At 32.7% G+C, this 24,406-nt stretch carries 27 protein-coding genes; 13 read left to right on the plus strand and 14 right to left on the minus strand.

Annotated features, from left to right (window positions below; genetic code table 11):
- Positions 1-29 precede the first annotated feature (29 nt).
- Positions 30-302 (minus strand): hypothetical protein, encoded by a 273-nt coding sequence (locus GXM16_RS01530; protein WP_163392036.1) that lies wholly within the window; start codon positions 300-302, stop codon positions 30-32.
- Entirely contained in the window at positions 295-1,074 is a 780-nt protein-coding gene (gene surE, locus GXM16_RS01535; RefSeq protein ID WP_163392038.1) for a 5'/3'-nucleotidase SurE, read from the minus strand. Before surE ends, GXM16_RS01530 begins: the two co-directional genes overlap by 8 nt.
- A gap of 200 nt (positions 1,075-1,274) precedes the next feature.
- Between surE and GXM16_RS01540 the strand changes: the two genes are divergently transcribed.
- Together GXM16_RS01540 and GXM16_RS01545 are read left to right on the plus strand one after the other, a co-directional pair.
- Positions 1,275-3,461: a carboxy terminal-processing peptidase gene (locus GXM16_RS01540; RefSeq protein ID WP_163392040.1), complete on the plus strand. Its 2,187-nt coding sequence runs from the start codon at positions 1,275-1,277 to the stop codon at positions 3,459-3,461.
- An 86-nt stretch (positions 3,462-3,547) separates the two neighbouring features.
- A complete protein-coding gene (locus tag GXM16_RS01545; RefSeq protein ID WP_163392042.1) occupies positions 3,548-4,330 on the plus strand; it encodes a DNA/RNA non-specific endonuclease in 783 nt (260 codons plus the stop codon).
- Here GXM16_RS01545 and rpe read toward each other — a convergent pair.
- The 3 genes from rpe to GXM16_RS01560 all read right to left on the minus strand — a co-directional run bounded on the left by rpe (position 4,307) and on the right by GXM16_RS01560 (position 7,079).
- On the minus strand, positions 4,307-4,969 hold the full coding sequence (rpe, locus tag GXM16_RS01550; protein ID WP_163392044.1) for a ribulose-phosphate 3-epimerase: 663 nt from the start codon (positions 4,967-4,969) through the stop codon (positions 4,307-4,309). The genes GXM16_RS01545 and rpe overlap by 24 nt on opposite strands.
- A gap of 201 nt (positions 4,970-5,170) precedes the next feature.
- Positions 5,171-6,034, minus strand: coding sequence for a sigma-70 family RNA polymerase sigma factor (locus GXM16_RS01555; protein ID WP_007804760.1), 864 nt, complete (start codon positions 6,032-6,034; stop codon positions 5,171-5,173).
- Positions 6,035-6,116: 82 nt separating this feature from the next.
- Positions 6,117-7,079: a hypothetical protein gene (locus GXM16_RS01560; protein ID WP_163392047.1), complete on the minus strand. Its 963-nt coding sequence runs from the start codon at positions 7,077-7,079 to the stop codon at positions 6,117-6,119.
- Positions 7,080-7,183: 104 nt separating this feature from the next.
- On the opposite strand from GXM16_RS01560, the gene GXM16_RS01565 reads away from it, so the two are divergent.
- From GXM16_RS01565 to GXM16_RS01575, 3 genes are read left to right on the plus strand one after another with little or no spacing between them, the layout of a single operon-like run.
- Positions 7,184-8,257, plus strand: coding sequence for a fatty acid desaturase family protein (locus GXM16_RS01565; protein WP_163392049.1), 1,074 nt, complete (start codon positions 7,184-7,186; stop codon positions 8,255-8,257).
- A gap of 50 nt (positions 8,258-8,307) precedes the next feature.
- The gene (locus tag GXM16_RS01570) at positions 8,308-9,033 is read left to right on the plus strand and encodes an LA_2272 family surface repeat-containing protein (RefSeq protein ID WP_163392051.1); all 726 of its coding nucleotides are present in this window, start codon (positions 8,308-8,310) and stop codon (positions 9,031-9,033) included.
- 4 nt (positions 9,034-9,037) lie between these two features.
- Positions 9,038-9,652 (plus strand): hypothetical protein, encoded by a 615-nt coding sequence (locus GXM16_RS01575; protein ID WP_163392053.1) that lies wholly within the window; start codon positions 9,038-9,040, stop codon positions 9,650-9,652.
- Between the two features lie 78 nt (positions 9,653-9,730).
- Here the strand turns inward: GXM16_RS01575 and GXM16_RS01580 are convergent, their stop codons facing one another.
- The 5 genes from GXM16_RS01580 to GXM16_RS01600 form a co-directional block, all read right to left on the minus strand.
- Entirely contained in the window at positions 9,731-11,866 is a 2,136-nt protein-coding gene (locus GXM16_RS01580) for a polyribonucleotide nucleotidyltransferase (protein WP_163392055.1), read from the minus strand.
- Positions 11,867-12,044: 178 nt separating this feature from the next.
- The gene (gene rpsO / locus GXM16_RS01585; RefSeq protein WP_008466503.1) at positions 12,045-12,311 is read right to left on the minus strand and encodes a 30S ribosomal protein S15; all 267 of its coding nucleotides are present in this window, start codon (positions 12,309-12,311) and stop codon (positions 12,045-12,047) included.
- Positions 12,312-12,415: 104 nt separating this feature from the next.
- The gene (locus GXM16_RS01590) at positions 12,416-13,342 is read right to left on the minus strand and encodes an energy transducer TonB (protein WP_163392057.1); all 927 of its coding nucleotides are present in this window, start codon (positions 13,340-13,342) and stop codon (positions 12,416-12,418) included.
- A gap of 119 nt (positions 13,343-13,461) precedes the next feature.
- On the minus strand, positions 13,462-14,160 hold the full coding sequence (locus GXM16_RS01595; protein WP_163392060.1) for a toxin-antitoxin system YwqK family antitoxin: 699 nt from the start codon (positions 14,158-14,160) through the stop codon (positions 13,462-13,464).
- A gap of 34 nt (positions 14,161-14,194) precedes the next feature.
- The gene (locus GXM16_RS01600; RefSeq protein WP_163392062.1) at positions 14,195-14,650 is read right to left on the minus strand and encodes a GAF domain-containing protein; all 456 of its coding nucleotides are present in this window, start codon (positions 14,648-14,650) and stop codon (positions 14,195-14,197) included.
- 71 nt (positions 14,651-14,721) lie between these two features.
- Here GXM16_RS01600 and xrtF point away from each other — a divergent pair, with 71 nt between their 5' ends.
- The 6 genes from xrtF (at position 14,722) to GXM16_RS01630 (ending at position 19,495) form a co-directional block, all read left to right on the plus strand.
- Positions 14,722-15,258, plus strand: a complete 537-nt coding sequence (xrtF, locus tag GXM16_RS01605) for an exosortase family protein XrtF (RefSeq protein WP_163392064.1) — start codon at positions 14,722-14,724, stop codon at positions 15,256-15,258.
- Complete coding sequence (locus tag GXM16_RS01610; protein ID WP_163392066.1) at positions 15,248-15,694, plus strand: exosortase F system-associated membrane protein; 447 nt, start codon at positions 15,248-15,250, stop codon at positions 15,692-15,694. The genes xrtF and GXM16_RS01610 overlap by 11 nt, the downstream gene beginning before the upstream one ends.
- A 45-nt stretch (positions 15,695-15,739) precedes the next feature.
- The gene (locus tag GXM16_RS01615; protein WP_163392068.1) at positions 15,740-16,132 is read left to right on the plus strand and encodes an HYC_CC_PP family protein; all 393 of its coding nucleotides are present in this window, start codon (positions 15,740-15,742) and stop codon (positions 16,130-16,132) included.
- A gap of 120 nt (positions 16,133-16,252) precedes the next feature.
- Positions 16,253-18,259 (plus strand): TonB-dependent receptor plug domain-containing protein, encoded by a 2,007-nt coding sequence (locus GXM16_RS01620; protein ID WP_163392070.1) that lies wholly within the window; start codon positions 16,253-16,255, stop codon positions 18,257-18,259.
- A gap of 75 nt (positions 18,260-18,334) precedes the next feature.
- On the plus strand, positions 18,335-18,676 hold the full coding sequence (locus GXM16_RS01625; protein WP_163392072.1) for a heavy-metal-associated domain-containing protein: 342 nt from the start codon (positions 18,335-18,337) through the stop codon (positions 18,674-18,676).
- A gap of 138 nt (positions 18,677-18,814) precedes the next feature.
- Positions 18,815-19,495: a DedA family protein gene (locus GXM16_RS01630; protein WP_163392073.1), complete on the plus strand. Its 681-nt coding sequence runs from the start codon at positions 18,815-18,817 to the stop codon at positions 19,493-19,495.
- Positions 19,496-19,514: 19 nt separating this feature from the next.
- On the opposite strand, the gene GXM16_RS01635 is transcribed toward GXM16_RS01630, so the two are convergent.
- Complete coding sequence (locus GXM16_RS01635) at positions 19,515-20,102, minus strand: DUF937 domain-containing protein (protein WP_163392075.1); 588 nt, start codon at positions 20,100-20,102, stop codon at positions 19,515-19,517.
- A gap of 275 nt (positions 20,103-20,377) precedes the next feature.
- Positions 20,378-20,878: a DUF456 domain-containing protein gene (locus GXM16_RS01640; protein ID WP_163392077.1), complete on the minus strand. Its 501-nt coding sequence runs from the start codon at positions 20,876-20,878 to the stop codon at positions 20,378-20,380.
- Positions 20,879-21,048: 170 nt separating this feature from the next.
- On the opposite strand from GXM16_RS01640, the gene GXM16_RS01645 reads away from it, so the two are divergent.
- Complete coding sequence (locus GXM16_RS01645) at positions 21,049-21,534, plus strand: hypothetical protein (RefSeq protein WP_163392079.1); 486 nt, start codon at positions 21,049-21,051, stop codon at positions 21,532-21,534.
- A 123-nt stretch (positions 21,535-21,657) separates the two neighbouring features.
- On the opposite strand, the gene GXM16_RS01650 is transcribed toward GXM16_RS01645, so the two are convergent.
- Complete coding sequence (locus GXM16_RS01650) at positions 21,658-22,761, minus strand: glycosyltransferase family 2 protein (RefSeq protein WP_163392081.1); 1,104 nt, start codon at positions 22,759-22,761, stop codon at positions 21,658-21,660.
- Positions 22,758-23,702, minus strand: coding sequence for a lysylphosphatidylglycerol synthase domain-containing protein (locus tag GXM16_RS01655; RefSeq protein ID WP_163392083.1), 945 nt, complete (start codon positions 23,700-23,702; stop codon positions 22,758-22,760). The genes GXM16_RS01650 and GXM16_RS01655 overlap by 4 nt, the downstream gene beginning before the upstream one ends.
- A gap of 122 nt (positions 23,703-23,824) precedes the next feature.
- Between GXM16_RS01655 and ruvC the strand changes: the two genes are divergently transcribed.
- Positions 23,825-24,379 carry a crossover junction endodeoxyribonuclease RuvC gene (gene ruvC, locus GXM16_RS01660; protein WP_163392085.1) on the plus strand — a complete coding sequence of 185 codons (555 nt, stop codon included), beginning with the start codon at positions 23,825-23,827 and terminating at the stop codon, positions 24,377-24,379.
- Positions 24,380-24,406 lie beyond the last annotated feature (27 nt).

The following is a 24,406-nucleotide window of genomic DNA, read 5'->3' on the forward strand; positions in this document are numbered from 1 at the left end:
TTTAAAGGAATTGATACAAAGATAGTAACTTAAATCAGCAAAGTTGAAATTGCCAAAACAATCACTGCTAAAATGACTCCGCCGGCCATAAATTCTTTGTCTTTTTTTAATAAGAATGCAAAAACCGCGAGATCTAAAGTTGTGCCTAGTGTGATGACTTTACCTAAATATCCATTTTCTTTAATAGTTTGAATTCCTGATGAGATGTCGAACTGTGTAAAAAAGGTGATAAACAGATAACTCCCAAATAAGGAGGTGAAAATTCCGATAATAAAACCTATGAGTATGTCTTTTTTATTCATTTAAATCCCATGTATTTAGTTGTTGAATTGCATGATGCGCAGTTAAGTCAAACTGAACCGGTACTACAGAAATATATCCATTTTCTAATGCCCATTCATCTGTGTCATCTCCTTTATCCTGATTGACAAACTCGCCCGATAGCCAGTAATAGTCTTTTCCAAAAGGCGTTTGGCGTTTGTCAAATTTTTCTACCCACAGAGCTTTTGCCTGTCTGCAGATTTTAATTCCTTTGATTTCTTTTTCTTTAAGGTTCGGAATATTAACATTTAGAATAACACCCGGAGGTAATTTTTTTTCAAGAGTTTCCAAAACTATTTTTTTTATAAATGTTTTGGCGGGCTCAAAATCAGCGTTCCAGTTATAATCCAATAAAGAAAAACCTATAGCCGGGATACCTTCAATTCCTGCTTCAACAGCGGCACTCATTGTTCCTGAATAAATTACATTTATAGAAGAATTTGAACCATGATTGATGCCGGATACACATAAATCAGGTTTCATTTTCAAAATTTCATTTACAGCTAATTTTACACAATCTACTGGTGTCCCTGAACAGCTATATTCTGTAATCACATCTTTTTCTTTGGATATTTTGTCTAAGTATAAAGTATTGTTGATGGTTATGGCATGTCCTGTAGCGCTCTGTGGTTTGTCTGGGGCTACAACAATCACTTCTCCAACGGTCTTTATGACCTCGATTAAATTTCTTATACCAGGCGCAGTAATGCCATCGTCATTCGTTACTAATATTAAAGGTTTTTTGCTTTTCATGGGAACAATTAAGAAATATTAAGATTAACAAGACAAATGTAGGCACAGATTTTCGTAGAATCCCAACAAATAAATCAAAATTTGTCAACTAAATTATCGGGACTTTTTGTGATTCAAAGATTTTTATATCTTTAACAAAAAATTATAGAAGGGTTGGCTTTATTGGCTTGATTTTTACTATAACTTAGATAAAAAAATTGATGAATGCTATTATTAAATTTATGAAACGAAATTATAAAATCCTTATAGCCGTGTTATGCTTGTCTGTAGTGTTATTTGCTTTCAAGGTAAATGCAGATAAAACAGTAGATCCGGATCCAAATAAAGATAAAATGCTTTTAGAGATATTGGCTTTTGTTATAGAAAAAGGACATTATAATCCACCTGTAGTGGATGATGAATTTTCAAAAGGAATTTTCAAGGATTATATAGAGGCGCTCGATCCTTCTAAAAGATTTTTCCTGCAATCTGATATTGATGAATTCAAACAATATGAATTAATGCTGGATGATCAGTTCATTAATAAGGATCTGACGTTTTTTAATCTTACCTATACCCGATTGATGAAACGTATGGAAGAAAGTAAAAAAAGATATAAAATTATCCTTGCCCAACCATTCAATTATAATGTCGACGAAACGTTTAATGCAGATTATGAAAAAATTCCTTATGCAAAAAACACTGCCGAAATAAATGAAAGATGGAGAATGCAAATCAAATTATCGACTCTTTCTTCTTTGGTGACAAAACAAAAATTAGAGGAAGATAAAAAGAAAACTGACCCTTCATACAAAGTGAAATCTTTTGAAGCATTAGAGAAAGAAACAAGAGAAAGCTCTTTGAAATCTTTGGATGAGTCTTTTGGAAATATAAAAGATTTAGACAAAGGTGATTGGTTTTCAGTGTATGTAAATTCAATTATGACGCGTTTTGATCCTCATACAAGTTACTTTGCACCTGAAGAAAAAGACCGTTTTGATGTAAATATTAGTGGAAAATTAGAAGGCATAGGTGCACGTCTGACGAAGAAAAATGATTTTACTCAAATTGATGAATTGATCTCAGGAGGTCCTGCATGGAAAGGCAAGGAGCTTGAAGCAGGAGATTTAATTCTTAAAGTTGGACAAGGAAAGGAAGAACCTGTAGATGTTGTAGGTATGCGTCTGGATGATGTTGTGAAAAAAATTAAAGGACATAAAGGAACTGAAGTAAGACTTACTGTAAAAAAAGTTGACGGAACAATTAAAGTTATTTCCATTATTAGAGATGTAGTTGAAATAGAAGAAACATATGCTAAGTCAAGTATTGTTGAAAAAAACGGATTGAAATATGGGGTGATTTATTTACCTAAATTTTATATCGATTTTGAAAACAAGGATGGCCGTGATGCAGGTAAGGATATTGCACAGGAAGTTGAGAGACTTAAACAAGAAAACATTAGCGGAATTGTACTTGATGTACGTGACGATGGCGGTGGTTCACTTTCGACTGTAGTTGATATTGCTGGACTGTTTATTGAAGAAGGGCCAATTGTTCAGGTAAAATCAGCCGGAAAAAAGAAAGAAGTTTTATACGATAAAGATAAAAAAATTGAATGGGATGGTCCTTTGGTAATAATGGTAAACAGTTTCTCTGCGTCGGCATCTGAGATATTGGCAGCGGCAATTCAGGATTATAAGCGTGGAGTTATTATTGGCAGTAAACAGACATATGGTAAAGGTACAGTTCAAACGGTTATCGATTTAAATCAGTTTGTTCGCAATAGTGAGTATGGAGATTTTGGGGCTTTAAAAGCAACTGCTCAAAAATTCTATAGAATTAATGGTGGATCAACTCAGTTAGAAGGAGTAAAAAGTGATGTTGTAATGCCTGATCGTTACGCTTATTTAAAAATGGGCGAGCGTGATATGGATAATGCAATGCCCTGGGACAAAATAGATCCTGCTAACTACAATGTATGGAATTCAAACGAAAATTTTAACCAGGCGATAGCTAATAGCAAACTTAGAATTGCTCAAAATCCTCAGTTTAAATTAATAGAAGATAATGCTAAATGGATTGATGTGAAAAATAAAGAAAATACATATAGCCTCAATATCAAAAATTTCAAAGCAACGCAGGAGCAGGTAGAAAGCGAAGGTAAAAAATACAAGCCAATTGCTGATTATAAAAACAATCTTGTTTTTAAATCATTGCCTTATGAAAATCTTGAAATAGCTAAAGACGCTTCTTTAAAAGAAAAAAGAGAAGCATGGCATCAGGCATTAGCAAAAGATGTGTATGTTGAGGAGGCATTAAATGTATTAGATGATTTACAGCCTAAAAACAACGGAAATAAACAAACTAATTCTTCTAAAATAAAAAAAGATAAAGTGGTTAAATCTTAATTTAGAATTAATATTTTAGATAAAATTAAAGCTCCATATTTTAAAATTTATGGAGTTTTTTTTTTGAAATAATACTTAGAAAAGATATGAAAAGAATATTCGTTTTATTTTTAATTACATTTTGTGCGATCTCTTGTAAAAAAGATGAAAATATAGGAAATGAAATACTAATGGCTCAAAATATATTTGTTGAGCAAAAACAAAATATTTCGCAACAAGGTTTTACTATTGATTATCTGCCGACTTCGACCACACGACAAATTGTAAAACATGACTATTATACATTGTCATACAATGAGAAATTTGAACAGGCAGAATGGGTGGCATATGAATTAAAAAAAGAGTATGTAAAAAATAACGATTTTAAAAGACCTTATTTTATTGAAGATCCAAAAGTAACTACCAGGTCAGCAGATTGGAGAAATTATAAAAAATCAGGATATGACAAAGGACATTTATGTCCGGCAGGAGATATGGAGTTTGATAAAAAAGCGTATAATGATACCTTTTATACTTCGAATATATCGCCTCAAAATCATGATTTTAATAGCGGAATCTGGAATCGTTTAGAAAATAAGGTTCGTTATTGGGCCGGAAAGTATAATGCTATTTATGTAGTTACGGGGGGGATTTTGAGAGATTCTGATAAAAAAATAGGAACAGAAAAAGTTTCTGTTCCTAAATATTTTTATAAAATTGTTTTGGCTAAATCAGGAAAAGAACACAAAGCAATTGCTTTTTTGGTTCCAAATGAAAAAAGTCAAAAAGGAATTTATGAATATATAGTTCCTGTTGAAACGTTAGAAAAGATGACCGGAATTGATTTTTTCCCTAATCTAAAAAACTTAAAAAGTAGTAAGGACTTTTAAGTCAGCTATAGTTGTTATTGGATTTTCTGCTTTAAAAACAAAACTTCCCGCAACTAAGACATCTGCACCTGATTCTACTAATTGTTTTGCATTCTTATTGGTTACACCGCCATCAATTTCGATTAATGTCGAAGCATTCTTGCGTGTGATTAAATCTTTTAGTTTTTTAACCTTATCGTAGGTGTTCTCAATAAATGATTGTCCACCAAAACCAGGGTTTACACTCATGATACAAACTAAGTCGATATCGTTTATTACATCTTCTAATAAATCAATATTTGTGTGAGGGTTAATGGCAACTCCGGGTTTCAGTCCCTCAGCTTTAATAGCTTGTAAAGTCCTGTGAAGGTGTGTGCACGCTTCGTAATGTACAGTTAAATTATTAGCTCCTAAATCTGCAAAAGTTTTGATGTAACGGTCAGGATCAACAATCATTAAATGTACGTCAATAGTTTTTTTTGCATGTTTTGTGATTGCTTCTAAAACAGGCATTCCAAAAGAAATATTCGGAACAAAAACCCCGTCCATAATATCGATATGAAACCAGTCAGCCTGACTGTTATTAATCATTTCGATATCGCGCTGTAAATTAGCAAAATCAGCTGCAAGAACCGAAGGGGCAATAAGTGTATTTTTCATTGTGTGGTTTTGTTGTGTTATTTTTTGCAAAGGTAATTATAAAAAATAAAAAACTCCGGTAATCAGCCGGAGTTTCAATCATCAATCAAAAAACGAACAGTCAATCAAACTGTTGTTTGCTTTAAAATTTGAATATTAAAAATTCCAAATTCCAAAAGTAAAATTGGAATTTGGGTTTTAAAATATTGAAATTTATATTGTTTATCCTAAATAAGTTTTAAGGATTTTACTTCTGGAAGTGTGTTTTAATCTACGGATTGCTTTTTCTTTAATTTGACGCACACGCTCACGGGTTAAGTCGAAAGTTTCACCAATTTCCTCAAGAGTCATTGGGTGCTGATCACCAAGACCAAAATACAAACGAACAACATCTGCCTCTCTTGGCGTTAATGTTTCTAATGAACGCTCAATTTCAGTTCGCAATGATTCATGAATCAACTCTCTGTCCGGATTTGGAGATTCGCCAGAACGTAAAACGTCATAAAGGTTAGAATCTTCTCCCTCAACAAGAGGTGCATCCATTGACAAGTGACGACCAGAGTTTTTCATTGACTCTTTTACGTCATTTACAGTCATATCAAGTTCTTTTGCAATTTCCTCAGCAGAAGGCGGACGCTCATTAGATTGCTCTAATAACGCATACATTTTGTTGATTTTATTTATAGAACCAATTTTGTTTAATGGTAAACGAACGATACGTGATTGTTCTGCCAATGCTTGCAGAATCGATTGACGAATCCACCATACAGCATAAGAAATGAATTTGAAACCGCGGGTTTCATCAAAACGTTGAGCTGCTTTAATTAAACCTAAGTTTCCTTCATTAATTAAATCAGGAAGAGTTAATCCTTGATTTTGATATTGTTTAGCCACAGATACTACGAAACGTAGGTTGGCTTTTGTTAGTTTTTCTAATGCTCTTTGATCACCAGCCTTTATTCTTTGTGCTAATTCTACCTCTTCATCAGCGGTAATTAGGTCAACTTTTCCAATTTCTTGTAGATATTTGTCTAACGATGCAGTTTCACGATTGGTTACCTGCTTGGTGATTTTAAGTTGTCTCATGTTGTTGTCTCCCTATTTTTTAAAGTGTACAAATGGTTATACGTAGAAAGGATGCAAAAAGTTACAGTAACTTAATTTTTTTTTAAAATAATAAATCTACCTGAGAATTTATTCTTTCCAGATAATAATCTATTTTTCTGATTGCCCGGTTAAAGAATAGATTTTGCTCTTTAATTCCTGATTGTCCTAAAGGCTTAGAATTAATAATTTGCTGTTTAAAAAACTGATGCACATTTTTGCAGCTTTCTTCATTATCAGTAATAAAATAGCCTAAGAGGGTATAAGGGACAAACATGGTAAGCTTTTCAGGAGTTTCAATGAGCATGTTATTGTTTAATAGTATGAGTTCGTTGTAATATAAAAAAAAATTATTGTTTGAAGTATTACATTTTTCCTGAATTACATTTATAATTCTTTTTAAATCTTTACATAAGGCATTTGCACTTTTTAGATTCAGCAGGCCAGCTTCATAAAAGTATAAAATTTGTTGTAAACTGCTGTTGATTGTGGTGTCGTTCCAAACTTCATTGACTGCTGTATTTTCATACGTTTTTTTTAGTGTTCGCATATGTTCTGAAAAAGACTCATCGATTACAAAATTCTCAAAAGCAACTTTTTTTTGATTTGTATTTAAAAGATTGAGCCACACGAAGGCCTTAAATTTTGACAAGATTGTACCATCCATAAAATAAAATAACGGAATGTCCTTCGCTGAATAAAACAGTGTTGTTTTTGAATTTTTTGTCAGTAGTTCTATCTGATCAGCAGATGATTTAAAATACTGAAGCATATCTTTTAATGTCTCAATCTCAATTGTTTTTTCGACAATAACTTTTTCTTTTTTTGAAAATAAATTATCTAATGAAATATTAAAATGATTTGCAAGTTTGATGGTTTCATCAATAGAAAATTTACTTTTTTGTGAAATTCTTCTATGTGATGCATCATAACTGATTTCCAGAATAGCAGCGATTTCATCTATTAAGGATCCGGACTTAGAAATTTTATTTCTAATGGCTTTTAAAAAAGATTCCTGATGTTTCATACTTTGTGATAATCACAAATGTAGAAAATAATTTTATTGGTTTTCACAAATTTTGATGCGATAATTGCAATAAGTTTGCTTTGTAATTTTAAACAAGAATAATTATGAAGGCTAAATATTTCAATAAATCGGCTGATGAAAAGTTTTTTTTTTCTGCTTTAAAGGAAAGAGTTAATAATAAGCTCCAACACAAAAATGTTTCGTATGGCGACAACAGATTTTGGTATAAAGGTTTATTCTGGACCCTCATCTGTTATTCGTCTTATTTATTGCTTTTTTTAAATAGCAATAAAACTGTTTTCTGGTTATTATATGTGATGTTTCAGTTATCGGGACTGCTAATCGGATTTAGTTTTGGCCATGATGCCTCCCATAATACTGCTTTCCGAAATAAAAAAGCAAATGCTGTTCTACATTTTTTTAGCTTTCTGACAGTAGGAATTGATCCTTTATTGTGGGGGTTACGACATATACGATCGCATCATTTATATGCCAATGTAGAAGGAAGTGATATTGACATAGATAAAAATCCGTTTTTGAGATTAAGTCCTACTCATCCATGGAAACCAAAACATAGGTATCAGGCCTATTATGCACCATTCGTTTATATGTTTACTTTACTGCATTCTGTTTTTATGAGTGACTGGGTGTATTTGTTTTCAGATGAATATGACTGGATGAAAAAAGGAATCTCAAAAATTAATTTGTACGTTAGGTTTATACTATATAAAGCAGGCTATTTTTCTTTAGTGTTGATATTTCCAATTCTTTATACTGACTTTTCGTGGGGTTTTGTTGTTTTGACTTTTATTACGGCAAGTGCTTTTACTTCATTAGTATTTATAATTATGCTGGTAGGGACTCATTTTTTTGATGGTGCAGATTACCCTCAGCCAGAAGGGGAATTCTTAGAACATACATGGGCTGTGCATCAACTTCATACAAGTTGTGACTGGGATGCAGATAAAAGCTGGGCAAGATTTTTAAGCGGAGGATCAAATTGTCATGCTGCACATCATCTTTTTCCTAATATCTGCCACACAAACTACAGTGAAATAAATAAAATAATTGAAGAGACGGCGAAAGAATTCAAACAGCCTTACCATCATAAAACATTATTTGAAATGATGTTTTCGCATTTTAAACATCTAAATAAAATGGGAAATCCAAAAGCTTAATTTTTTGAAAATCACAAATTGCAAAAGTGAATTTTAACCACTAAATAATTATGAAAAAAATATTCTGCCTGTTGTTACTGACAGGAACAGCTAAAATACAAGCACAAGAAATTATTCCAGATTCTATTCAGAAGCATATACAAATTTTTAGTCTTGCTCCAATTTCTAAAAAAGTAGATAAAGTAAACGGATTGGTTTTTGGTCTTGGGCATATTGAAAATAAAAATATAGAGCGCCAGACTATTAATGGTATAAATATCGAGGTAAACCCAGCGCCTGCAGCGGGAGTATTATATGCTTTTATTGTAATTATGAATTTTGATAGAGTAATTGGAAATGATAAAATAAAAGTTATAAAAAGGAATGAAGAAGATTATATAATCAGAAATACTAGTCCTGCTTTAATTTTGAACGGATTGAATATTAGTTCTGGATTTTTTTTTACGTCAACAAATATGAACGGATTGAACGTTTCCGTGGGAAATAAATTTAACAATTTCAATGGTCTTTCGGTTACTGCTTTAGGAACAATCGCTGGTCATCAAAACGGGCTTTCGATAGGTGTTTATAATGCTAATAATGATTTAAGGGGATTAACTATCGGAGTTTACAATCAATCTTATCAGTTAAAAGGTTTGCATTTGGGTCTTTTTAATCAAGTGGGAATTAATAAAGGTGTGCAGATTGGAGTTTTAAATAAATCAAATTCCAAAGGATTTCAATTAGGACTCTGGAATATAAATAACAAAAGGAGTATGCCTTTTTTAAATTGGTAATATCATGAATAAATTTGTTTTTATTTTAATTTTCATCGGTTCCCAAATTGGATTTGCACAAAATAATATGTTTTCCGGAGATGATTATGAACGAATTAATGTTGAAGCCGGTTTTGTGCAGCCATTAGGGAATCTTTCGAATAAATTTGAAGTATCTCCATCGTTTGGGTTTTGGTTTCGAAATAAAATTAAACATGAAGATTTTGTCGATTTTGGCTTTAATTTTTTTATTCCTAAGAATCCGGTCGATGCCTCATTTGTTTATCATGATTCGATTGCAAAGTATAAATCAAGTCATTTTGCTATAAATATTGGATCACGTTTTGCAAAGATTATTCGGTTATCTCGACGAGTGAATAATTTTAATGTAGAATGGAATTCAGGTGTTGGATTGGCTTTAAATTTTTATAATGCTCCAAATCAACTAGAGTTCAATGATGGCGAACGTACAAAGGAGGTTCTGACTACATTTTATGTTTCACAAGGAATTAAGCTGAATTATAAAAATACAGGATTACAATGCCATTACCAATGGTCACCATACGGATTGTTTAACGATCAGCTGGAAAAAGATTTTGGCTCTCAGAGTTTAATATTTGGAATAGTTTACCGACAATAACCTGAAATTGAAAAACCCCGATTCAACTAAATGAATTGGGGTTTTCTATGAATAAACCTTTAGTAAACTAAGATCTGATTACTCTTTTTTCTCCTCACGTGGAGGTCTTGGAACAAGTGCTTTTTTAGACACTTTCTCTTTTTTGGTTTTAGGGTCAATTCCTAAGTATTTCACTTGGAAAATATCTCCCATCTTAACTACATCAGCAACGTTTTCAGTACGTTCCCAAGCTAGTTCAGATACATGAAGTAATACTTCGTTTCCTGGTGCAGCAGTATATTCTACTACAGCTCCAAAATCAAGCATTTTGATTACTTTAACTTCGTAAGCTTCTCCCATTTGAGGTTTGAAAGTGATAGAAGCAATTTTTGCCAATACCGCTTCAATTCCGGCAGGATCTGTTCCTAAGATTTCGATAACACCCTGCTCATCCACTTCGTTGATAACGATAGTAGTTCCGGTAGCTTTTTGTAATTCCTGAATTACTTTTCCACCAGGTCCGATCAATGCTCCAATAAAGTTTCCAGGAATAGTTCTGGTAATGATTTTCGGTGCATGTGCTTTTACATCGGCTCTTGGTGCAGCAATTGTTTCATTAATTTTTCCTAGAATATGCAAACGTCCGTCACGAGCCTGAGCTAAAGCCTGTTCCATGATATCATAACGTAAGCCATCAATTTTGATATCCATTTGGCAAGCAGTGATACCATCAGCAGTTCCGGTTACTTTAAAGTCCATATCTCCTAAGTGATCTTCATCTCCTAAAATATCAGACAATACAGCAAATTTCTCACCGTCAGTAATTAATCCCATTGCAATTCCGGAAACTGGTTTTGTCATCTGAACTCCTGCATCTAATAGTGCCATTGTTCCCGCACAAACTGTTGCCATAGAAGATGAACCGTTAGATTCTAAAACTTCAGAAACAACACGAATTGTATAAGGACAATCTGCCGGAATCATATTTTTTAATGCTCTTTGCGCTAAGTTACCGTGACCAACTTCTCTTCTTGAAGTTCCTCTTAATGGTTTTGCTTCACCAGTAGAGAAAGGAGGGAAGTTATAGTGCAGATAGAATTTCTCTTCACCTTGTTCAGATGGAGAATCGATTTGGTTTGCTTCTCTTGAAGTTCCTAAAGTCACTGTAGCCAAAGCCTGAGTTTCTCCACGTGTAAATAAAGAAGAACCGTGTACTCTTGGCAAATAATCAGTTTCGCACCAGATTGGTCTGATGTCTGTAGTTTTTCTGCCGTCAAGACGAATTCCTAATTCTAAAACTACATTACGAACAGCTTCTTTGTTTGTTTTGTAAAAATATTTACCAACTAAATCACCGTCAGCAGCCAATTCTTCTTCTGTAAATAAAGCTTTTACTTCTTCTTTTACTTCAGCAAATGCAGCGCCTCTTTCATGTTTAGCCGATCCAACTTTTGCAATAGCATAAATTTTATCGTATGCGGCTTCTCTTACTTTTTTGTAAATTTCTTCGTTTTCTTTCTCACCTTCATAAGTACGGATTTCTTTTTTGCCAAAAGCTTCCTGTAAACGGTACTGAGCCTGAATTTGAACTTTGATAGCTTCGTGAGCAAATTTAATTGCTTCGATCATTTCAGCTTCTGAGATTTCTTTCATCTCACCTTCAACCATTGCAACAGAATCCATAGAAGCACCGATCATCATATCGATGTCTGATTTTTCTAGTTCTTCTCTGCTTGGGTTAATCACTAATTTTCCGTCGATACGAGCAACGCGTACTTCAGAAATTAAGTTGTAAAACGGAATATCTGAAACAGCTAATGCTGCAGATGCTGCTAAGCCTGCTAATGCATCTGGCATAACCTCTTCGTCATGAGACATTAACTGAATCATAACTTGTGTTTCAGCATGGTAATCGTCTGGGAAAAGCGGACGTAAAACACGGTCTACTAATCTCATTGTTAATACCTCACTGTCGCTAGGACGAGCTTCTCTTTTAAAGAAACCTCCTGGAAAACGACCAGCTGCTGCAAATTTTTCGCGATAATCTACCGTTAATGGTAAAAAGTCAACGCCTGGGTTAGAAGTACGAGCTGAAACTGCTGTTGCAAGTATCATCGTATCTCCCATTCTTACTACTACAGAACCGTCAGCTTGTTTTGCTAAACGTCCTGTCTCGATTGTGATGCTTCTGCCATCACCCAAATCGATTTTTTCTACAAATAATTGTGGAATCATAATTTTTTCCTTTTGATTATACAATGGGTTTTAGTTGTGTTGTAGTTGTTGTTGTGTGTAGTTGTTGTTATCTAAAACCCAATGAAAAACCAAACTTTTTTTCTTGTAACAAGTCCTGTCAGACTTGTGTATTGTAAAAACAAAAAGAGGCACTCTCGCACCTCTTTCCTTATATTGATTATTTTCTGATATTCAATACTTTAATGATCTCACGATATCTGTTGATATCTTTCTTTTTCAAGTAATCCAACAAAGCTCTTCTTTTACCTACTAATAGTACAAGAGAACGCTCTGTGTTGTAATCGTGACGATTTTTTTTCAAGTGTTCAGTTAAGTGTGAAATTCTGTAAGTGAACAATGCAATCTGACCTTCAGCGCTTCCAGTGTTTGTTGCACCACCGTGTTGTGCGAAAATCTCTTCTTTCTTTTCTTTAGTTAAATACATTCCAATATTATTTAATGATTTTTATGTATGTCATACATCTTTTGTAAGACGGGTGCAAAAGTAAATAATAATTATGAATTATGAATTATAAATTATGAATTATTTCAATTTGCAGATTGAATAGTAATGGGCAATGAGTATAAGCACTTGATTTTTTGTCCTCTTTGTTCTCCCGGGTTGAAACCATCATAATTGGTTAAAATTCGTAAAGCTTCCTCTCCGGTGCCGTAACCGATATCCTTTATAATTTTGGGTTCCCTTACTTTACCCTCTTTGTCAACTATAAATGTAACATAGATTTTTCCTTTAGTCCCCTGTGGCATATTGGGTAGTTTATAATTTTTTCCAATATATTGATAAAAACTCGCCATACCGCCTTTTGGTGCCGGTCTTATTTCAGTTTCGGTATACTTATAAGATATATTGTGTTTGTCCCAGCTTTCGCCGGAAATTAATTTTCCTTCATTATATATTTCTTTATAAGTAAGTCTGGGATTTACTGATGAACCTTCCCAATTTCCATCTTTAAATCCATTTTTTATTGTACCTTTTGCAGATTGATTTTCGTCTGTATTTTCGAAAAACCCGTTTCCATGCGTTACTTTCTGAACACCATCTTTGTCCCAAAATTCATTTGTTTTAAAACGTGTTGTGCGTTTTTTGTCATCTTCAATATATTCGCCTTCGAGTTTTTTGTTTCCATTTTCGTACCATTCAGTACTTCTGCCATTAGTTCGCCCCTTAATATAATTTGTTACTGATTTTTTTGCTCCATTTTTATAATAATAAGTCACTTCTCCTTCTTTAGGGTTTCCGGTATAAGTTGTTGAAATTGCTTGCATTCGTAAAGATCCTGAGCGATAATACTCTTGAACAATATAATTTTCTTTTTTTAATTTAGCATCTTTCACAACTCGGACATATATATAATCTTTTGATTTGGTTTCTGAGCTGGTTGAGTCTAAATAAATAAAACTATCGTCCGGAGAAAGGATTAATTCATTGTTTTGTAAAACTTGTGAAAAACCCATTTTTGGAATGACAAGAAATAATAAAGAAAACAAAAATGATTTCATAAATATTGGGTTAGTTAGAAAGCGAATGTATTATTTTTAATACAATTTTACAACTGTTAATAACAAAACAGAAATTATTTGATTGATTTAAGAGCTGTTTTATTAGCTGTTTTTTTTTGAGTTAAGGGATAGGAATGTTTTATATTGTTTTCATCTGTGCTTACTCCAGAAATTAAAACTCCTTTATCGTAGTTTTCAATAAAAGTAATTTTGCGAAAGGTATCACTGCCTTCCCAGATGCCTTGCTTCAGACCGTCTTTGATAGTTCCTTTTTCTGTTATAAAGCTGTCTGTGCTTTCATATTCACCATTTCCATCAACCACAATTTGTTCTTTATTTGTATTCCAAAAATTAAGAATTAAAGTTTCAACAGTTTTTGTTTTCGGATTCCAGACATTTAGTTTCTCAGACCTCTTACTTTGGTTTTCGTACCAATTTATTTCTTTACCTTCTTTATGATCTTCTTTGTAGTTTATAACAGACTCTTTTGCTCCGTTTTTGTAGTAATAGATGAATTCTCCGTCTTTTTTAAGAACATCCCTGTCTAATGTTGCGCCTGTCATTTTCTTTCTTCCGTTTTTGTAGAAATCAGTAACAACGTAGCGGATGCTTTTTTGGGAATAGTTTGTAATTACGCGCGTGTAAGTGTAGTTTTCGGGCGTAGTTTCACGATTCAACGAGTCAAGAAAAAATTTTTTCGAGACCATGTTAATTTGTGCAAATAGATTAGCTGAAATTAAAAGAAAGAATAGTATGAAAAGACTTTTTTTCATTAAGGTCTATTTTTTTATAATAAAAATAGGGCTTCTAAAATAATTTGGCAACTTCCTGATTTACAAATTCTAAAAATCGTTCGTCAGCTTCTGTAAATGGATCGATCACGTGACTGTCAATATCAATTTGTCCAATATTTACTCCATTTACAAATAAAGGTACGACAATTTCTGATTTTACAGTAAAACTGCAGGCGATATAATTATCCTGAGCAGAAACATCAGGTACAACAAAATTAGCATTGCTTTCAGCTACCTGGCCACAAATTCCTTTTCCGAACGGAATAACGGTATGATCGGTTTCGGCACCTACATACGGACCCAGATGCAAAGTTTTATTCTCGTGATTGGCAAAGTAAAAGCCAACCCAATTGTAGTATTCAACATTTTCATTTAATAACTGGCAGATTGCCAATAGTTTTTCGTCTCTGGTCGTATTTGCTTGAGCTGTAATGGTTGATATTTTTGGCTGTAATTCCTGAAATGTCATAATGTGAAAAATTTTATACAAAAGTATTTAAAGCTAAACTCAAAAATTACATAAATTTGAAAAAAAATCCCGTGAAAAAATATTTAGTACAATTTAAGCCTTTCCTTATTTTTATAGGAACTTTTTTTGCCGCTTATGTTTTACTGACTATAATTTATAAAAGCTATTTAAATAATTTTGAGTCAGATGATGTCGACGGAATAACCCTTTTAGTTGGTTCTAATGTTTATTGGCTAATGGATCTTTTTAATTCTGATATTTTCATTCAGAAAAGTATCTCAGATCCCTGGTTAGAGGTTTGGTACAATAAAGATTATGTTATTCGAATTGTTGAAGGATGTAATGCTGTAAGTGTGATGATTTTGTTTATTTCGTTTGTGGTTGCTTTTTCCGGAAAAATTAAAACGACTTTATTCTTTATTTTATCAGGAACTCTTTTTATTTATATTCTTAACGTGGGCAGAATTGCATTATTAGCCATCTTGTTATTTCACTATCCTGAAAAACTGCATCTTTTGCACGGGGTTCTTTTTCCGTTAATTATCTATGGACTGGTTTTCGCTTTATGGGTTTTATGGGTAAATAAATTTTCAAAATATGCTAAATAAACTTTTCGAAAATAAATTCAAAATTATAATAACTATTTTGCTTGTTTTTTGTTTGGGAGTCGTTAGAGGATTTGAAAATCAATTGTTTTATGATCCTTTTCTGGTTTACTTCGAGTCAGATTTTAAAGAACTGCCTTTTCCATACATTGACAATTTTAAACTTTTTGCAGGACTTTTGTCTCGCTACGCTTTAAATACCGTTTTGTCATTAATGCTTATCTATAATTTATTCAGGGATATTGAAATTCTGAAGTTTAGTGCATTTTTGTATGTGTTTTTTTTGGTGCTTCTTTTAGGGATGTTTTTTATCATCCTTGAATATTTTACTAATGCGAACTGGCTGCTTTTTTATGTAAGAAGATTTATCATTCAGCCTATATTTGTATTGCTTTTTGTTCCAGCATTTTATTATCAGCAACAAAATCTCAAAAAATAACATTTTATTTAGCTTTTATCCGGACTTTTTAAATAATTTTGCAACATGAATTTAAAGAAGTGCACAGGAGTATTTTTAGCTTTCCTACTGTTGGTTTCCAACATTGGGTTTGCTTTTGATGTGCATTATTGCGGAGGAAAAATTGCTTCGGTATCATTAAGCACTTCAGTTTCTCCAGAAAAAAAATGCTGTGGGGATAAAGAAAAAAAATCTTCATGCTGTAAAGACAAGGTAGTTAAATTTGAAAAAAAATCAGATGATGCTACTTTTAAGGTTTTCTTCTTTCAGATTGCATTTCCGGCACTAATCCAGCAATACAAACCAGTTGTTTTTCTTTCTCTTCCGAATTTTAAAAGCAATCAGATTATTTCGTATTATGCTGATGCAAATGCGCCCCCCTTATTCAAACTATACAATCAATACATTTTTTATTCCTGATTTTAATATTTAGAATCAAGCCATCTTTTTTATGGCCTGTAATCTGCTGTTTTATTATTTCTTAATTTATTGAGAATCTCTAAAACAGGAATTTCTAAATAATATTAAAATCATTTTTGTATGCAAAAAAATATCATGCTTTTCATGGTGCTTTTGCTTTCTGTTTCTGCATTTTCGCAAGAAGATTTAGAGGAAGTAAAAGTTACTAAAAAGCAAAAAGGACTTAAAAAATCCTATACGCTTACTGCTAATACAACAGTTATTACCAGTAAGGAATTACTAAAAGCGGCTTGTTGTAATCTTGCCGAAAGTTTCGAAACAAACCCATCAATCGATGTCAATTTTTCTGATGCTTTAACAGGAACCAAACAAATAAAAATGTTAGGTTTAACTAGTCCGTACTTAATGATTACTGAAGAAAATATTCCTTCAGTTCGTGGTGCTTCTCAGGCTTATGGATTGTCATTTACTCCGGGAACCTGGATTGAAAGTGTTCAGATTACCAAAGGTGCAGGAAGTGTTATCAATGGTTATGAAAGTATCTCAGGGCAAATAAATACCGAGCTTTTAAAACCTTTAAGTGATATTCCGTTTTTTTTGAATGCTTACGGGTCTACTGATGCCCGTTTTGAACTGAATACCCATTTCAATAAAAAAATCTCTGATAAATGGGCTACAAGTCTGTTCGTTCATGGGAATGCACGTGTGGCAAAAAACGATATGAACGATGATGGGTTTCTGGACAATCCTTTAGGAAAACAAATTAATGTTTTGAATCGTTATCAATATTATAATCCGGAAAGCGGTTTGGTAAGTTTTATCAATTTCAGATATATGAATGATGAAAAACAAACCGGAGAGATTGATTTTGATAAAGATCGCGATCGGGGGACGACAAATTACTGGGGGTCAGAAATCAATACCGAACGTTTTGATGTATCGACAAAAATTGGTTACGTTTTTAAAGATATGCCCTATCAAAGCATTGGTTTTCAAAATGCTTTTAACAGTCATAACCAAGATTCGTATTTTGGTTTAAATCGATATGATATTAAACAGAATAGTTTTTATTCGAATTTGATTTTCAATTCGATAATTAACAACACAATGAATAAGTTTACAGCTGGTTTGAATTTTACTTATGATCAGTATCAGGAATTTGTAAATGCAACTGATTACAGCCGGATCGATAATTCGGTTGGTGCTTTTTTTGAATACACTTATGATAATACCGATAATTTCAGTTTGATTTTGGGCGGAAGGGTTGATAATCATAACCGTTTGGGCTTTTTCGTGACACCTCGTCTGCACATGAGATACAATCCTTGGAAAGATGGGGTTGTTCGTTTTTCTGCCGGAAGAGGAAAACGTTCTGCTAATATTTTTGCAGAGAATCAACAGCTTTTTGCAAGTTCCAGGACTTTCTCCATTTTGGATAATAGCGGAAAAATTTATGGTTTGAATGCTGAAATTGCCTGGAATTACGGAGTAAGTTTTTCTCAGAAATTCAAACTTTTCAATAAAAATGCCGAAGCAGGTTTTGATATTTACAGAACGGACTTTCAAAATCAGGCCGTTGTGGATCTCATGCAGAGTCCGCAGGAAGTTTTGTTTTATAATTTAAGAGGAAACTCATTTGCCAATAGTCTGCAGCTAGAGTTTAATTATGAGTTAATCCATAATCTGAATTTGAGAACAGCTTATAAATATTACGACATTCAAACTGATTATTTAAGAGGAACTTTTCAGCGTCCATTACAGGCAAAGCATCGTTTTCTAGGAAATCTTGAATATGAAACCCAATTAAATGATGATAAACAATGGAAATTTGATTACACCTTTAACTGGTCCGGAAAACAACAGCTTCCATATACGGCATCAAATCCTGCATCAGATCAGTTTCCTGATTTTTCACCCGCTTATGCCGTTATGAATGCTCAGATTACAAGAGTTTTTTCTTCTGTTTTCGAAGTGTATATTGGAGGAGAGAACATCGGGAATTACAAACAGGAAAAAGCGATTTTAGGTGCTAACGATCCATTTGGTCCTAATTTTGATGCTTCTGTAGCCTACGCGCCAATTTTTGGACAAATGTACTACGCAGGATTACGATTCAAAATAAAATAGGGATCAATATCAATGTCAAAAACCAATGACAATAACAAATTTAATAATCAATTAATAACAATAAATAATAAAAAGATGAACAAGATAATTTTAATAGCATTGATAACTTTTTTAGGATTTTCGGCTCAGGCGCAGACTAAAAAAAATAAGAATTTAAAATACACTACAGAGGTAAACGGTAATTGCGAACAATGTAAAAAGCGAATTGAAAAAGCAGCTTTTAGTGTCCCGGGAGTTAAGACTGCTAATTGGGACATCAGTTCACATCAGCTTACAGTGATTTTAAATGAAGAAAAATCATCAACTGCTGATTTAAATAAAGCTGTGGCAAAGGTCGGTCATGATACCAAAGAAGTAAAAGCAACTAAGGAAGATTATGATAATCTGCATTATTGCTGCAAGTATGAAAGAGAATAATTAGGAGGCCCGGGTTTAAAAAAAGCCCGGGCTTTTTTAATAGTTAATTTATGTTTAAAATACCGTATTTTATTGTGGTTAAACTAAATTATTGTTACTTTCACGCCCTATATAATTTCAATGATAAACCAATAGCATATGAATAATTTTGACTGGACGCAATTAATAAATCCTGAGTTTTATATTAACTTAAGCGTAGGCGGAGTTCAAATTGGTTTATTTATTGTTTTGTTTATTGTTTTTGCTGAAACAGGACTTTTTGCAGGTTTTTTTCTCCCAGGAGACAGTTTATTATTTTTAGCTGGAATTTACAGTCGGGAATTGATAGAGAATATGGTTTATATTTCTAATGATTTCTTAAACGTCTTTTTATTAGCACTTATGGTAGCTGTAATGGGAGTTTTAGGAAATATGACCGGGTATTGGTTCGGTGCCAAAAGCGGATATTACTTATTCAAAAAAGAAGACAGTTTTTGGTTTAAAAAGAAATACCTCTTACAATCGAAGGATTTCTTCGAAAAGTATGGAGGTAAGGCTATTATTTATGCAAGATTTTTACCAATTTTCAGAACATTTGCTCCAATTATTGCTGGTATAGTTTCTATGGATAAAAAGAAATTTATGTTCTATAATATTTTGAGCTCTTTTCTATGGTCTTTCATATTGATTTTCGCGGGCCATTACTTATATGGAGTATTTCTAAAACAAGGAATCGATCTGAAACATCATATCGAATATATTATTATAATCATAGTGATTATTTCTACATTCCCTGTTTTGTTGAAACTTTTTAAGAAAAGACCAATCGAGAAAATCTAATTTTTAAATGGATTAAAAATTAGATGTTCCCAAAAAGATTAAAAATAGATCTTGCAAAACGCGAATTATTTTTTTCTTCTACAGTTTCATAACATGAGAAGCCTAAAATAATTTTTATTCCCGGAGGTATGCTGTTTAAGATATCTCTTTTTTGTTCATCCAGAAGCAATTTTAAACTTGAAGTCACTTCAGTATTATACTTTAAATAAGAAAGGATAAGCAATGTAGAGAAGTTTAAAACCTCACGTGCAGTTTCACTTTTGATGCCAACTTCATTCGAAATCATTTCGGTAATTCTGGCCTTTTTGCTGGTGAAAATTTTCTCTAAAAAGTAATTTCCTTCTGATTTATAATTTTCATCCACAGATAAAATCCGGGACGAAGTAAAATCAACTTCTTTGTAAAATGTAGAGTCTGGTACAATCTCAGTCATTTCTTCTAATGCTTTAGCATCGAAATTGTTATAGCATCCCATTAAAACAGTTCCCAACGAAACATCGATAGCCTTAATTAGTAAGGCATCATTTTCGAAATAAAATTTGTTCAGCTTTGAGATAACATTTGACGAGATAAAACGGCGTAGTTCAATTTGTAGATTTGGGGTCATAATTGGTACTAGATTAATTAATAATTGCTGTCAATAAACCGATTAAATGTGGTATTTTGTCGTTTTATAGTGATAAAAATATAAAATAAATTAACATATCCAAAAAATAAGTTAAATATTTTGTTTTACCTTTTTTGCAATTTAATTAACAAATATTCGCAGTATCAATAAATATCATACTTAGTTATCAAAATAAAGTAATAATTATTTAAAAAGATTTTAATTTTTGCTTAAGAAGTTTTAAAATATAAGAAAAAACCTAGTTTTGTTTATCTTTAAAAAAGTAGACTTCTGTTTTGAAAGAGTATAGTAACAAATAGTCCCAGATAAACCACACATACTAAAAAATTAATGAAACCAGAGGCTAAAAAACCAATTAGTGAGCCGGTTGCAGCCTTAAATGCTCTTTTATGATCTTTTGAATCATATAAAATTTCGCCTATAAAAGCTCCTGCAAACGGACCTATAATTACACCAAAAGGGATAGGGGCAAGAATGCCAATAATAAGGCCAATATTAGTTCCCCAGATGCCGTATGAACTGCCTCCAAAACGTTTGGTTCCTTTAGCCGGAATAGTATAATCTAAAACCGTGATAATAATCATGATAATAAAAGTAATTCCTAAAACCCAGTAGTTATTTTCGACCGCTTTTGTCAAATACAGCAGTAACAAGCCCGTCCAACAACTTGAGAGGCCGGGTAAAACAGGCAGGAAACTCCCCATAATTCCTATAATCATACATATAAAACCAAGTAAAACCAATACTAAATCCATATTAAAAACGTTGTAAATTTTGATTGTAAATTTATATTATCTATTGAATATCATTTTATAAGTTAATAGAAAAATAGTTCATAATTTCTCTGCTAAGAATATTGCAATACAAAGCTTACCAAAAAAAATAATCGTATTTTTACATTATAAGTCAAATTAACATCAAAATCTTGAAGAACTTTTTCCTTTTTTTAGTGATTATATTTTTCAATTCTTGTCAATATTTTGAGAAGCAGGTACCTTCTGAAAAAGAGTTGCTTCAAAAAGAATTAAAATCAATCAACTGGAAAGAAGTTGATGAATATCCCTCTGTAGAAGATTGCGAGAAGATCAGCGATAAAATTCAGCGTCAGCAATGTTTTTTCGAAATTATGTCGCAGCTTATTCAGGAAAAACTGGATATAGATACACTCTCTATATTGTATCCGGAACTAGATACTATAGAAGTCAAAGTAACTGTTTTTCCTAACTCGACCCTTGAATTTGAACCACAATTTCCTAAAGATTCAGTGACCTATGATACGATAAAAATCGATAGTATCCTCCGTGCCCGATTAATTGATTTTCCAAAAGTAAACCCAGCCATTAAACGCGGAATCCCGGTAAAATCACAATTTATTTTGCCTGTAATTCTTAAGGAAAAGGAACAAAAGTAGTATCTGAAGAATTTTCAGGAGGAGCAATTTCCCGCTTTTCGTTACAATCTTTTTATTTTTAAAGGAAAAATAAAAAGGATTTTCACTTCAATCGGGGCTAGGACATCAGATTCTAAAATAAAATTATACTTTAAAACGGCGGTCTTTCCATTCATAAGAACCAAACAAACTGTATAAAGCGACAGCTGAACTAAAAAAGGGATAAAGTAAACTGCTCAAAAGCACACTTTTTACTTTGCCATTAGTCAAAAAAAGACTGGTGACATAAAGCAAGACAAAATCTGTCATAAACTTAACAAAAGCAAACAAAGCAAAAATTGAATATGACCATATTCCGAAAAGGAGAAATAAAAATCCAATAACAAAGCTTAAATTTCCAAAGAAAACAATCAATCCCAATAACTTTCCAAATACACTTTGATACGAGCTTGTTTTTGCCGCCCAGCGTACTCTTTGATAAAATAAGGTTTTCCAGGTTTCAGTTGGTCTGGTTGTTACAATAGCTTCTTCAGCTTTTAAATAATGAACTTCTTTTGGGAATTTCTGAATTGCTTTCTGCAATAAAAAAACATCATCTCCGCTTGCAATTTTATCATTTCCTTCAAATCCGTTAAGCCTTTCAAATAATGATTTTGTGTAAGCAAAATTTGCTCCATTACACATAAAAGCCCTGTTAAGCCCAAAACTTCCAATCGTAGCTCCTTGCAGACTCGTTAAATCCAATTGCTGAAAATGATCTGAAAATGAGTTTGTGCAATTATATGTTACGGCTCCTGCCAGCATCAAGATTTCATTTTCCTGAATATAATTGTCGAATGATAAAAGCCAGTTTTCAGGAACAATACAATCGGCATCGGTGGTAATGACCCATTCGGTTTTTACATGTTGCATTGCGGTTGTAATCGCATCTTTTTTAGGGGATTTAGAAACACGAATAGTGTCTATTTGTGATATGTGAAATGTAAAATGCGGAGTGTGAAATTTTTCATCAGAACTATCATCAACTAAAATCACTTCAAATAAATCAGTTGGATAATTTAAATTAGAAAAGCTTTCTAAAAGTATGGGCAAGTTTTCTGCTTCATTGCGAAACGGAACTATAATCGTAAAACCTGTTTTAGGTTCTAAATCTGATTTCTGATATTTTTTGATTTTAAAAAAACCATAAATCAGCAAGCCGATTGTTATGACATAAATTTTTAATATGATGAACAATATCAGACTCATGCAGCAGTTTTTGTTTTAAAGTTCAATACATAATAACTTCCCAAAACTACCGGAAGAACCACATTTAAAAACCACATTAGTGTGCTGATAAAAACCACAATCCATTCGTTCACTCCTAAGATTTCAAAGAAATAAATCGCAACGCTGCCTTTTACCGCAAAATCCAAAAACTGAAAAGTTGGCAATGAAGAAGCCAAAAAATAGACAGAAGTGATAGCGGCCATTAACGTTAAATAGGGCAGCTGAACTTCAAAAGCTAGAAACAAAAAGTAATATTGGTGGGAGAAAACCAAATAACGGCAAATTCCCAAAAAGATGTTTTTTTGATGAACTGGTTTTGGGATTGCATTTATTTTATGAATCAGTTTTTCAATGGAATACCCTTTGACTTTTATTTTTTTAATTGAAAATAACAAAATCAGAATCAATAAAAATCCGCTAAATAAAATCAATACTGTCTTGGAGGTAATCACATTGTGCTGTGCATTGAAATACAACAAGCCGAAAACACCAAAAATAATAGTCAGGATCATCTGGATTCCGTTACAGATTAAGTTCAGGAAAACCACTTTTTTAGCTTCTGTTTTAGGATAATATAAAGCTTTTCCGGCATACTCACCAACTCCGTTTGGGGTGAAAATTCCGGCGGTTAAAGCTGCGAGAACCTGTTTTGTAGCTTCTGCCAAAGATATTGGGTAAATGACTCTGGCTAAATTCTGCCATTTCAAAATTTCAAAATAGCGATTCAGGACACTCAAAAGCAAAATAAAACCAACTCCTAAAACCGACTGATTTTTTCGGAATAATGCTATGAATTTCTGCCAGTCCAGTTTATCATTGTTCGCAAGCTGATTGTAGATAAAATAAAATGCTCCGCCAACAATCAAAAGTTTGACCAGAAGAACAAGGAATTGCTTAGCTTTGTGAGGAATTGAAATCATGCCGCAAAAGTAGTCAATTTGAGAATGAGATAATGTGGCAATTAGTAAATTAGAAAAATGATTTATTCGAGATTCAGGTAGCTTGAAACTTGAAACAAAATAAACTTGAAACAAAATTTCTCTTGACAAAAGAACGAATCATATTAGGTATTGATCCAGGAACCACGATTATGGGTTTTGGACTGATTAGAGTGACCAATAAAAAAATGGAATTTCTGCAATTGAATGAATTACAGCTTTCCAAATACGATAATCATTACCAAAAACTGAAAATTATTTTCGAAAGAACCATCGAATTAATCGAGACCCACCTTCCTGATGAAATTGCCATTGAAGCACCTTTCTTTGGGAAAAATGTACAATCGATGCTAAAATTAGGCCGTGCACAGGGTGTGGCAATGGCAGCCGGACTTTCAAGAGGTATTCCGATTACCGAATACGAGCCTAAAAAAATAAAAATGGCGATTACCGGAAACGGAAACGCCAGCAAAGAGCAGGTTGCCAAGATGCTGCAACAACTGTTGGGCTTAAAAGAATTACCAAAAAATCTTGATTCAACAGATGGTCTGGCAGCTGCAGTTTGTCATCATTTTAATTCAGGAAAAGTAATCGCCGGGAAAAGTTATTCTGGCTGGGATGCTTTTGTGAAACAAAACGAAGACAAAATTAGAAAATGAGATAATTAGTCAATTAGATAATTTCTT

This window comes from Flavobacterium limi (assembly GCF_010645075.1).
Classification (GTDB): domain Bacteria; phylum Bacteroidota; class Bacteroidia; order Flavobacteriales; family Flavobacteriaceae; genus Flavobacterium; species Flavobacterium limi.